Source organism: Faecalibacterium sp. Marseille-Q4164 (assembly GCF_017377545.1).
In the GTDB taxonomy this organism is placed as follows: domain Bacteria; phylum Bacillota; class Clostridia; order Oscillospirales; family Ruminococcaceae; genus Faecalibacterium; species Faecalibacterium duncaniae.
Genome location: NZ_JAFREJ010000001.1, coordinates 604,801 through 618,022, shown reverse-complemented (window position 1 = coordinate 618,022; position 13,222 = coordinate 604,801). Strand labels below are relative to the sequence as shown.

Annotated in this window: 4 protein-coding genes; 1 reads left to right on the top strand and 3 read right to left on the bottom strand. The window is 47.8% G+C overall.

Annotation, left to right across the window (positions count from 1 at the left end):
• Positions 1 to 7: 7 nt before the first annotated feature.
• Entirely contained in the window at positions 8 to 4,657 is a 4,650-nt protein-coding gene (locus J3352_RS02905; protein WP_207700488.1) for a class I SAM-dependent DNA methyltransferase, read from the bottom strand.
• A complete protein-coding gene (locus J3352_RS02900; protein ID WP_242699843.1) occupies positions 4,654 to 7,497 on the bottom strand; it encodes a DEAD/DEAH box helicase in 2,844 nt (947 codons plus the stop codon). Before J3352_RS02900 ends, J3352_RS02905 begins: the two co-directional genes overlap by 4 nt.
• Before the next feature lie 820 nt (positions 7,498 to 8,317).
• Between J3352_RS02900 and J3352_RS02895 the strand changes: the two genes are divergently transcribed.
• Positions 8,318 to 11,419, top strand: coding sequence for a DUF927 domain-containing protein (locus tag J3352_RS02895; RefSeq protein ID WP_156065873.1), 3,102 nt, complete (start codon positions 8,318 to 8,320; stop codon positions 11,417 to 11,419).
• A gap of 326 nt (positions 11,420 to 11,745) precedes the next feature.
• Here the strand turns inward: J3352_RS02895 and J3352_RS02890 are convergent, their stop codons facing one another.
• On the bottom strand, positions 11,746 to 12,966 hold the full coding sequence (locus J3352_RS02890; RefSeq protein WP_099045445.1) for an IS110 family transposase: 1,221 nt from the start codon (positions 12,964 to 12,966) through the stop codon (positions 11,746 to 11,748).
• Positions 12,967 to 13,222 lie beyond the last annotated feature (256 nt).

Sequence of the window (13,222 nt, the reverse complement as noted above, 5' to 3'; positions counted from 1 at the left end):
AGGCCTATTATTCTTTATACTTTTCCTCAAAGAACTTCCACGCGGTTTCATAATCCTGCTCCCGGTCACAGCGGTCAAAGGGTGCTGCATACTCAATGGTGCGCTGTACCGGGCCGCCAGGCATGGTGTCATCCGTAATGGTACGGGCAAACACATAACCGGCCGGAGCATGCTTCATAATACCGTCCCACGGAGCATCGCCGCGCTTGATTGGCTGCACAGCACCGGCATTTTCCCACTCCGGGCGGGTGAAGCCTACACCGGTCAGGCTGCGGTTGTTGGTAAATGTAATGCGGCCATTGGCATCGTACCATGTATCGGCCTCATAGCTTTGCAGCACGGGGAACTGGATGCGGTAAATGGTCTTGAGCTGCTGCAGGGTCATGCCCAGTGCCATGGCGGTAAGTACATCAATTTCTACCAGAGCCTGCCGCCGCTCATAGTCCGTGCGCAAGGGCGTGTCCCATGTCCACTCCGAGGTCAAAGAAGTGAAGCGAGCAGGGGAGAGGCGAGGGTCGGATTTGGACCAAGTAGTGAAAGGCCAGACAACATTCCAACATTTTTTCCAAAGGGGAGCGTAATATTCATTGAGCGAATTAAGCAGTAAAGTGGTAAGGATGATACGGATACTATAAATACTGCGGATAATCGGAAGGCCGCCTAAAACGCCGATGCCTCCAGAGCCCTTTCCGGTTGCTTTTATGTAGAAATCATACGGAATAGATTCCATCAGACCACTCATTAGTGCTGTGTCAACATCATTTTTGAAGCCGAGTTCGTAAACAGCGTGAACATGGCCGACTTTCGGCGGAATAATGGCAGACATTAAGGTTCGTTCTCCGCCTTGATTAAACATATTTCGCATAGCAATGCGGTAGCTGTAATAGTTTTTACAATTCCATGGGGTTAGTGGTGCACGTTCCTCATATTCTTCGGGCGCACAATATGGCTGATAATTACAACGTTGTAAATATGAATCAGATATCGAAGTTAAGTCTATATTATCATAATCGGAGTTAAGGCGACAAATGCTTCGAGATGTTTTGAAACAAGGATTTGCAACTGCAATATGAGGTCCGGAAATAATCATATCAGTAAGACTTTCTGGAAAATGTACATTTCGAACCATAGTGCCATCTTTTTGTGCATTTGTTTCATGCCACATTTCGGAGCCAAAAATTTCGGTTTTTATATCAGAAATGTACTGCGTCTGACTTGCGATGCAACTTAAGGCTCCAATTAAACTTCGAACGTGCAAAACGGGAAGCCGTGCCTGCGGCCACTTATCATTGCCATCAAACAATTTGGCAAAAACTTCTAATTCGCGCTGCGTAACATGAATGATACGGTCAGGATGGCCGGTAATATTCCAGTCGCCATTGGCATCCTTGATGCCTGGAATCGGCGCGGAGGCTTCGCCTTGGTAACACTCTACGATGCTTTTAACATCGTAGAGGTTACTGATGGTGTCGAATGACACCATCAGTGGACCACCCTTCGGGTCGTCGTAGACGCCCTCAGGGTGTACGAAAGCGGCAATGCCGCTTTCATTCGTTTTCTCCCACGAGAGTGGAAGAAAACATTTAAACAGATTCGTCTGCTGTCCTTTCAGGGCAGGATAATTCTGCACGGCGTTCAAAAAGTTCTGTTCGCCGGAAAGCATTTCATACTCTGCAAAATACATGCTGTGCGTATGTGCATTTTCCAGTGCCGTCTGCCGTTCATGGGTGGTCTGGGTAGCGGTCAGTTTTTTTACAGCAAACATGGGATTGGCATCCGCCAGCACGCCCTGTTCGTTCCACTCGATCTTGATCCACGGCGGGTTACCGATCATCAGGTCAAAACCGCCGCGCTCGGCAAATACATCAGCAAACTCCAGCTCCCAATGCATAAAGTGATTCTGCTGTGCTATTGTGCGAGCCAGCCTCAGCCGGGGCAAAAGGGCGCACAGTTCGTCCAAGTTGACCTGAAGCAGGATGTCAGTATCTTCTTCGTCTGCATCTTCTAGCATGGAAAGCTGCTGGGAATCACTGTTGGTGGAGTACAGCCCCACCAAGATCATGTACATATCATTCAGAAATTCGCTGCGGCTGGGCAAAAGATCAGCCTTGTCAATGGGCCAGAACCACAGGGCGCACCAGTAATCCATCGCAAATTTTAAACGAGCATAAGCACCAGCATTTTTGGCATTCTCGGAACGGTACATGGTGCGCAGCATCTGATCTTTGGTGCGGATGGAAGTATGGGAGTCCGGTTCATCATCATTGAATTTGAACACAGACAGGCTGTCGTGCGTCTGCTGCTTCAGTTGCTGACGCAGAGAAATCTGATCTTTCCAGAGCTTGTCAATCGTCTTGGAGAGTTTTTTCAGCGTTTCGATATCATCGTCACAGTAAGGAGCAGTAAATGCCTTGTTCCAGGTGTTCAAAAACTTGATTTTTGCAGGCTCCAGCTGTTTGATGACTTTGTCGGTATAACTGCACATACCGGGGTCGCCCAACAGAAAATGATAGATTTGTGTGGACAACTTGCCGCGCTTGCGCTCGGTGCCAAGGGGAACACGCTCCGGGGCTTTTTCATACCAGCGCAGACCTTTGCTGGTGGCTTGCAGGGAACTCACGCGGTAGCACTGCCGCCGGGCACCAATCAGGGAATTGCCGTTGACCAGCTGGGTACCGAACCACGGCACAAATCCATTAGGATAAATGGTGTTCAGCCACAGAGAAACCTCGGCCAGTTCCACGGCCACAGGGTTCAGGTCAACGCCGTATACATTGCGGTCGGCAATGAACATTTTGACCTTTTGCAGCTGGTTAAAACGTTCTTCGTAGCCGATGATCTCTCCGGTTTCCTGCTCTTTACGAGAAATATAGGCTTCTGCAAGCTGATTGATCGCTTCATTCAAGAATGCTGCGCTGCCCATGGCAGGTTCACAAATGGTTAGATGCAGAATGTCATCCGCAGATTTGTCTTTCAGCAATTCCTTCAGGGCATATTTGACAAGGCATTTGGTTAGAACTTCCGGCGTATAGTAAGAAGCGGATTTTTCCCGTTCGCGGCCAGCCAAGCGGTAGATGAATGTGCCTTTGGCATACATGCGCAACTTGCCCTTTTTGTTGCCAGACGCATAGCGGACGCGTTCCTCTTCTGTATATTGTGCCAAATCAGATTCAGAAACAAAATAGCCGACATCCAGTTCATTGAAGTCAACTCCGGCGCGTTTGACCTCGTATAAATCCTGCTGTGCGATAAAGCCACGGTAGGAGAGCAGAGCTTCGTATACCGCGCCCATTTGGTTGATGCCCAAATTGGCGTAGGAAATACGCCCCCGGCGGCTATTGCGTTTGCCGGAGGCACGTGTCAGGCTCATTAAGTCGATAATACGCAGCATGCAGCTGTTGCGCAGTTTGGTAGCATTGATCAACTTGGTGTACTCCGGGTCAAAGATATGCGCCTTGAGCGGAGCAATCAAAAAAACATCGTGTATACTGTCGGCACCGGTTACTTTTTGAAATTCGGCTTCCGTTTCCGGATAACCGTTATAAATCAGGTCATAAAGTTTTGCCAGCGTTTCATGTAGATAATAGCCATCGCTCACTTCATCCACATCATCTCGGACAGCGTCGGCGATATCCCGCAGACTTTCCAACGAGTAACCTTTCAGATAACTCAGTTCACGGATGGGAGCATAGCCCAATTCTGGCCGCGCCTCAATGAACAGTATGAACAGCATCCGGTACATATAGCGCAGGCACTCCAGTGTCAGCTGTCCGGCATCCACGGGATGCTCTTCTAGGTTAATTTTCTGCCGGGTTCGCATGTCGTGGAGGACTTCATTGCCCAAAAGTTCGATACATTCACGCAGGGCATATTTTAAATCCTGTGAAACACCCGCAGCATTTTTCTGACTCTGCTCGTTTAACTCATCTAGAAGAATAGAACCGTCTTCCGGGCAGAGGGAATCTTTATGCAGTAGGACGACCATGGCTTGCAGGGTTGTGAGTTCCAAGCGAGAAAAGATGTCTTCTAATTCGAATTGCAAATAGCGTTTTTCACTCCATTTGTTCCGGTCAATCAGTGCAATCTGATTCAGCGAAATAAACAGAAGAAAACGCGGCGGCTCTGCGGCACCGAACAGAATCTGTGTGGCAAGATCCTCATTTTTCAGTTCCAGCAGGTCATCGTTGTGGACGGCACCGAAGGCATCTTCCTCTGCAATGTTACCGTCAAAGACATTGCTTTCCAGAATACCGGCATCCGATTCTCTGGAAGCAGAGAGCATGACCCATAGCAGTGGTGCACCGTTGCTCTTTTTCATTTCCAAATAAACGGGAACAGACAGAGAAGCATCTACAGGGACAAGTTCCGGGGCAGCTTCTGGATACCCAAGAGAAGCCAGGTAACGGTCTGCCATCGTGCGAATCGCAGCCAGAAGCTGCAAATTCAATGCACCGCCTGCGTAGCGGTCGTGCAAGGGATAGAACTGTCGGGCGTTTTGTCGCAGCTGTGCCCAAGGTGTGCGGATCTCTTCGGATGACTTTGCAGCCTGAGCCCAGGCAGTGATGGCCTCACCTGCATTTTCCTCAAAGATGGTCGAAAAATAGTGGTTGGTATAATATTCGTTTTTATTTGTGATACCGGTTAGATCGATGCTCATTCGGATACCCCCATCAGGACGGATACGATACGAATATATGGGTTGTTTTGAATCGTCAGGGTTTCTTTTACCCAGTTCGTAAAATCATCAAACAGTTTGTCCACCCGGCGCTCCTGCTCCTGCAGTTGACGTTCATGTTCAAATAGGGTGGTCTGATAGTACTCCTTGTGTTTTTCCTGCAGTTCAATCAGCTTATCCACCTCTGCATCCAGCTTGGGGTTCATCTCTGCCTGGTACTGCTGGTATCGCTCTGTGAGATAGGTCTTTGCCTGCGTGACTACATCGTGCAACAAGCTGCTTGCAGCAACGATGCTTTGGTTCGTGATGCAGTTTGTGTTGGGAATACGCGCGCTACGCAGTCCGGCTTTCTGGACAACCTCCTCCATGGAAAGTCGCTGAATGAATTGCCCATCCCGATACAGCAGACCAAACCATTCATCGATGAGCGGCGTGGATTTCAGGTTGGGAACACTGCCGGAAACGATGTACAACGCTTCACCGGGATACAAAACGCCGGGCAGACCCAGAACGGGAGCTTCTGCGCGTTTGAACAAAAGCCCGGCCTTATCATTGACCCAAGAGAAAATCGGGTGCAGCTTCCACAAATACTGCGAGGACGGCCATGCCGCCTCATCCATGTTCTTTTGCATGCTGGTGCGCATCTGCTCCATGCAGAAGGCTTTGTCATCCGAAAGGCGCAGTGTTTCTCCTTGCGGCATGGCTTCTTCCGGTATAAGCGCACGCAAACGGCGCTCCATTTCCGGGGTTAACCGGATATCTAGGCCAGAAACCGTTTGCAGTTCCTGAACTGGATTGCTGTCAGTCTGATTAAGGTATTGCACAGCTTGCTCCAGATATTCCTTATCGGTGAACAATGTTTCGTCGGAAACAGTTTCTGAAAGCTGCTCAATAGCAGTCTCCTCTGTTTCTGAGGCAGCGGCCATCAAAGCTTCAAAGGGGTTGAATTCCTGCGCATCGGCATCTAGACTCTGAGCAAATGTATCTGCGTCGGAACCGGATTCGATGGCTTCCGCAATCACCGTTTCTTCCTCTTCCACATTGAACTTGCCCAACAGTAAGGCAGGATCGCCGATATTTTTCAGTGCCTGCTCTTCTTTTTGAATCAGAATCTCGATGATACGCATATCACCTTTGATCTGTTTGTTATTGCTCTCAATGAGCAGATAGCGGATATCAGGGCGTTTTTGCTGACCGTAACGGTCGATGCGGCCGTTGCGCTGCTGGAATACCATCAATGACCACGGAATATCAAAGTGAATCAGGCGGTGGCTCAGATAATGAAGATTCAGACCTTCAGAAGCTACATCCGAAGCGACCAGAATGCGGATGGGAGATTCCGTGCGGCCGAAATCTTCTACAATGCGCTGCTGCTCTGCATCGCTCATACCACCAGAAATCTCTTGGATCGCAGAGGACTTCAGCCCCAAATCAGTCCGCAGATGTTCCGCCAGATAATTCATGGTTTCGATGCGCTCGGTAAAGATCACAACGCGGTCACCAGGATCTTTGGGGTTCCATCCGTAGGAATCGCTACGCAAAAGTTCCAGCAGTTTTTGATAGCGCATGAAGTTTTCGGGCGTGACCTGTCCCAGAGCAGTATGCAACTCTTCTAACAAGCGAATATCAGAAATATCATCTGCCGTATATTTTTTATAGAGCTTTTTCAGGCGGGCCTCGATGCTTTTGCGACAGGCTGCTGGGCTAGAAAAGAGAGATTTCTCTAAGCTTGTTTTGAACAGACGTCCAGAGCTTTTGGCTTTGCCAGCATCCATTTCCAGCTGCATTTCAGCAAGCAGGTCGAAGGCATATTCCTCCTGTGCAGAGGCGTGACAATGTTCCAATGTCACCTGCCGCTCAAGAAACGAGCCGTTGACCTGATTTTTGACATCGCTTTTAAAGCGGCGGATACACAGACCCCTGATGTCTTCCGGGGTATAATTTTCAGGGTCTGCAATGGCAGTCGGGTCCAGCATATTCATCAGGGAAGCAAAACTTTTGGCACGGCCATCGTGTGGGGTGGCCGACAGCATGATCATGGTATCGCTGCGGTTGGCAAGCAGTTTTGCAAGGCGAGAACGCTGTGCTTGATGGTCACCACGTTCGGCAACATTCTGCGCTTCATCAATAACGATAATGTCCCAATATGCTTTTTCCAAATGTGTACGGTATTCCACATCGCGTTTTAAGGTGTCGATGGAAACAATTGTTTTATCGTAGTAAAAGAAAGGATTGTAGTTGGAAGGCAGACTGGCTCGAATCTTTTGGATTCGGTTGGAATCCAGCCGCACAAGCGGAAGGGTAAAGCGATTCCACATTTCTTTTTGGAACTGCGTCATCATGCTTTTTACGGTGACGACCAGAATGCGCTTGCCTTTGCCGCGTGCAATCAACTCCGACATCAGGATACCGGCTTCCAGCGTTTTGCCAAGGCCGACAGTATCCGCAATCAGGATGCGCTGGCGGGGACGCTGCAAAGAAAGTTTTGCAGGATCCAGTTGGTATGGCATGGGATCCATAGCCGCTTTGTGGCCAATATGCAAATTTGTGTCAGTGGGAAGCTGCTGCCGCCATTGACTTTCTAAATACAATAGTGACCGTTTGAAAAATGGGGATGAGTCGGCAATCAACTGAATGCTCGCAGGATCTACAATCTGAATCTGTTCGAGATCTGTGAGAAAAATGGCATCGCGATCTTTCACTAGTGGGGTGACACCGACGCAATGTAAAACTTGATGACCAAGGCTGTTTGTTTCGATCCTTTTGATGAGCCATTCTTCGTCACGAATAACAGCACGCATACCAGGTGCATAATCTGTCATTTTGAAATCTCCCTGCTTTTTATGATTTTCCGAGATATACATATAAGAGTATAATTATCATTATTCTACCACAGACAGGCACAAACATCAATTCTGCCATAAGAATTGCATGAGATTTTGTTGAAGCCGTCTAGCTGCCATGGTATACTTTTATACATAGGGCAGGTGATACAAGATGTACGAAAAGCAGGGAACACCGCCGTGCGGCGCGCTGAATTCTTATATAGAACAGGTGCATCGGGGAGATTGCAGACATGTAGTTGTTCCGGAGAGTAGAGAATGGTGAATGAATAGTAAAGTAAAGTGATGCTTAAATGGAGAAAAGCTATTTGATTGGAGAAAATGGCTTATATTGGAGAAAAAACGTATTGCATCGTAAGCGAATCGGTGCTATAATATAAACTGTCAAAAGCTGAATATAAACAGACGAAAAGCCGGTAGGTCGAAAGCCTACCGGCTTTTTTCGTCCTATTCCACAAGCTGCTATGTACAATAAAGGGCAGGGTGAATAGATTTGGATAAGGCTTTGAATGTTAAAATTTTGTGAAAGAAACATGAAGAGTGTCTCCTTTTTACCCGATTTCGGTGTACATAGTGAAGGCCTTTATTTCCGAGCCAGATGAAAGGAGAAAGTGGAAGTCAGGGAATTATTGCAGTTCAGAGGTAATTGCCGCTGGTCATTTGCTATGCAACAGCATGATTCGATGATAGGTAAACAAAGCAGGCGACTTTTGTAGATGCCCTGATCAATGGGCAATTGCAAAGGTTGCCTGCTTTGTAGTTCACGAGAAAATAATCGAAATGGCTGCAAATGTAAGAATTGTGTGAAAGAAACGGTAAAAAGGTTGTATTTTGCCCGAAAATCGTGCGCTTTATGAAGGCCTTTAATTTTGAGCAGCGGAAGGAAAGTGAACTTCAGAAGTTCGTTGGTCTGAAAGGCAACGTGGTAGAATGGAGGTACGGATATGTAGAGAAAAAGATTGATTACACGTTAAAAACACAGGGTGGAGAGAAGCCTATGAATATTACAACGAGGGATTTTTTGCAGATGCTGTATGGTAAATGCACAGAAGGATGCATTACCGTCACGACGCTGCCGGATTCCAGAAATGAGCATATCCCGGTCACGGAACTGGACAAAGCAGCGGAGCGCATTAAAGTGCTGGGTACCAGTGCCAACACCTATTATTGCGTTGCACTGCGTCAGGAAGGGCTGCCATCGAGTGTCAGAGGTGGTATCGGACAGATTCACACCGTTGTTTGCATGGTGGCGGATGTGGATGTGCTGGGGCCGGCACACAAAGAAACCGCACTGCCGAAGACGGAAGAAGAAGCGATTGCATTTGTAAACAGTTTGAAGCTGAAGCCTTCCATCATTGTGCGGTCGGGCAACGGCGTGCATGCCATTTGGCCTCTGAACGAGCCGTTTATTATCCATAACGAGGATGAGCGTGAGCAGATCCGGGAACTCTCTGCCGGGTTCGGTATGTATGTCATTGCAGAGGGGCGTAAAAAGGGATGGAAACTGGACAATGTGCAGGATGTTCCTCGAATGTTTCGGGCTCCGGGTTCACTGAACTTTAAGAGCAACCCGCCGAAACGGTGCGAGGTATATAGTGCCGAGGAATTCCGCTATCCGGTAACTGCTTTTAAAGAATTTAAGCGAATTACCGAAATTGTTGAGTTCCATGCAGAGAGCGATTTGGTCGGCCCTGCGGAACGTATGTGTGAAAAGTGTGCTTTTATTGATTATTGCATTGAAAATGCCGCAACACTGCCAGAGCCAATGTGGTATACGATGATCTCTATTGTTGCCATTACGGAAGACGGTCAGAAAAAAGTGCATGAGAGGAGCGAGACATATCCCGGATATTCTTACGACCAGACAGAGGAATATTACGAGCGTGCTGCAAAAATGAGCCGTCCATGCTCCTGCCGTTATATCCGGGACTTTTTCGGATTTGATTGTCCGAAAGAGGGGTGCGGTGTTCGGGCACCGATCGTTTTTGCATACTACACTATAGAAGAACGTGTAAAAAAGTTGCTGGAAGAGGAGCTGACAGTTGATGAGGCTTTAGAAGAAAAGAATCTTCAGCTGGTACGTTATGCACGGGAACACCAGCCAATCCAGTATTTTAAGCTGAAGGAAAAATATGGCAAACTGAAGATCGGAGTCCGGGACCTTGAAAAAATGCTGACCACCACTGGTGGAAAGGCAGATATACACGAAGGCGGACAGGAGTTCTGCAAGGCATTGGAACTGGATGGCATGGAACTGAATGGACTGGTGGTGCCGAAAGGCTGGGAAGTCGATATGGAAGGAGTTCGACACATTGAATTCCTGAATGGCGTTCCCTATACAAAATCAGCCTTTTCCGCACCGGTTTATATTTCCCGGCGAATGAGGAATGTTGATGATGAAGATGTAAAGCTGGAACTGGCTTTCTATGGTGATTGCCGTTGGAGAAAAATTATCGTTCCACGCGGCGATGCAATGGATAAGAGCAAACTGGTAAAATATGCAAATCAGGGATTGCCGGTGACATCGGAAACCTCTAAAGAGGCAGTCAAATATATGGAAGCTTTTGAAACTTCCAACAAAACCGTCATTCCGCGGCACCGCAGTATCGAGCGCATGGGTTGGGTCAAGAACAGGGAATTCTTCCCTTACCACATGGAAAGCCGTGCCGCCTATGATGGTGCCGGCGAGGAAAGCCATCGAATTATCGCTGCTGTTATGCCGCACGGTGACAAAGACAAATGGATGGAGATGGCAGCAACGCTGCGCACGATGCAGGCTGCACGGGTCATGCTGGCGACATCCTTCGCATCTGTACTGCTGCAGCCCCTTCAACAGCGGCCGTTCATCTTCCACCTCTGGGCAAACTCTCGCAGTGGTAAGACGGCGGTGCTGAAGGCAGCAGTGTCCATCTACGGCGATCCTAATGTGCTGCTGCGGAGCTATAATAGCACTGCGGTCGGCATCGAGCACACGGCAGGTACAGTGCGGAACATTCCACTGGCACTGGATGAGCTGCAGTCGCTCAGTTTGAAGTATGAAAATCTGTCTCGAATGATGTATATGCTGGGCAATGGTATTGGAAAGATGCGTGGTGACCGCATCGGTGGTACGCAGAAAATGCAGACATGGTGCAATACCATTCTGTCTACTGGTGAACAACCGATCACGGTGCAGAATTCCATGGACGGTGAAAATACGCGCGTCATGGAACTGTATGCATCACCAATCGGTGACACGGACTTTTCCAGAACAGTGCATCAGACAGCAGCGGAGAACTACGGCTTTGCAGGGCAAATGTTTATGGATTACCTGTTCCATGAATATGAGCTGGAAAAGGGCACCAGCAAGCTGCGGCAGGCTTATACAAATTTCCGGGATGAGTTTGTTTCGATGTACGCGATGCTCTATGAAAAATGTACGAGCATTCATCTGGAATTTGTTGCTGTGCTTGTCTTTGCGGACTTTATTGCATCAAAGGCTGTTTTTAATGCTGGTGAGGAGGCATGTGGTGCAGCATGGGAAATGGGTTTTGAACTGCTGGAAGCACTGAAGAAAGAGCAGAAGGCAGATGCGGTAGAGCGTGCATGGGATACTGTAAAGGAATGGATCGCTTCCAATCAGGAGCATTTTGAAGTGAAGCATCTTAATGAAGTAGCACGAGAACCGCGGCTCGGAAGATATGAGCCAGGAGAAAAGAAAACCTATATCCTGCCGAATTGTCTCAGAAAAATGCTGATTGACAATGGCTTTTCCTACGAAAAGAGCATCCGTGGTTTCAAGGACCGTGGATATGTCGAAAACAGACAGGAAAACCAGCGAGTTGGAAAGAGCAGCGTAAAGGTGATCATCGCTAATATTGAGCAGGCCTATGAATACAGAAAAGCTAGTGAATTCTTCTGATAACAAAAGGATACTGCAAAATATTCGGTAACGCAAGTAACAACGGAGCCGAAATCGACGGCAAATATGGGATGTTACCACTTCGACCGCTTTTTTTGAGAGATATACCAACACTATATATAGATAATTAAAAGAGGGGATGATTATAAAAAGCTCTATATGTAATGTATATAGTAGAAGTAACAAACCTGCTAACGAGTGTCAATAGCCTGAACAAAAAATCATCAAAAATTTATTGCCGGGTGCAGTTAAGCATCCGGCAACTTTAATAAGCCGACAGCACAGCTTGTCAGCTGAAAATCATCGTAATGGTTCATCAGAAATCATCAATAGGCATCATAAGATGGCTGGGACCGTAGAAATTCAGTAACACGAGCGTAATAGACCCGCAGGAACTTCGCACTTCCTGCGACGGTATAAACGTAATAATGTTTTCCTTCGGAACGCTTTTTGTCCATAAAGCAGTAAACTGCATTTTCCGGGTTTGAGCGTGTTAAAATAATATTCGATATAATAAAAATGGTTCGCCTCAGATGCGGTGAGCCTCGTTTGGAAACATGGCGTGACTTGGATTCAAATGCACCAGACTGGAACGGCGGTGCGTCAATACCAGCAAAGGCCACCAACGCTTTCTTGTTTTTGAACCGCCGAACATCACCAATTTCGGCCATAAGAGCAGGCCCGGTAACGGGTCCGGCTCCTTCCATCTGCATCACAACCTCGTATTCGGGGAGCATTGCAGCCAACCGCTGCATTTCAAGCTGGGTGCTTTGCTTGGCCTCGCAAACGGCATTCAGGCTTTTGCAAGCCTGCGTGATCAGCATCTTTGTACTTTCGCATTTCGGAAGAGTAGCCACGCTTTCCTGTGCAAGCAGATAGATTTTGTGAGCGGTATCTGTACGGAACTTGTAGTTTTTTCGTTTGCACCAGCCCCGATAAGATTCCGTGAAAGCCTCCATGGAATATTGACAGACACAATCCTTGTGCCAATAACGCAGAAAGAAATCTACCCATTTTTCATGTCCATTCGCATTTTTGGTGTTCGGAGCAAACGCAATATTTACCCCGGAAAATGTTTGGTCAGCCAGCGCAATCAGACCGTTCCGCAACGCTGTTGCAGTCGCAGTGATCCGCTCATTTGCTCTGGATTGCATTTTAAGAAGCAGCCTGGTTTCTTCTTCATTATTGAACGGGGGCAGTATATCCCAAAAGGTAAGCGCATAGTTTGCGATTTTAAGAGCATCCGCACGGTCCGTCTTCAGCTTTCGGATCGTATTATCACTAAAATCGTGGATCAGCATCGCATTGACAACGGAAACAAAAAAGCCTGCTTCCTTTAATGTCAGCGCGATCGGTCTCCAGTACGTACTGGTATGTTCCATTACAATACGAATATCGCCTCCCAGTTTTTTGAGTGTGGATGTCAGCTTTTTTAAGTCACTGTTCGTGTGGCGGACATCGAAAGGCCGAAGTACGATTTCGCCTCCGGGTCTCCGTACCGCAACTGTGCTTTTGCTCTTAGACACATCAATACCGACGGCGGTAATAACAGCAGCTTCCATTTTTCTGACCTCCTTTAATGCCGGTTCCGCCTATGCCCATTACCGATTCAGCTTGCTTTGTGACACGAATGTACGGCAACATCTACTCAACCTGCGTCGATCGAACGCTGCAATGGAGATGGCGGAGAACAGTTTGCGCGTACGAGCGTTCAGCTCAAGCAATGCTTCGTTCTCTCAGCACATCTTCATTGTAGCTTAGGTTTGGGCATCTGTATAGCTCACTGGCTGTGAGCTTCTCAGA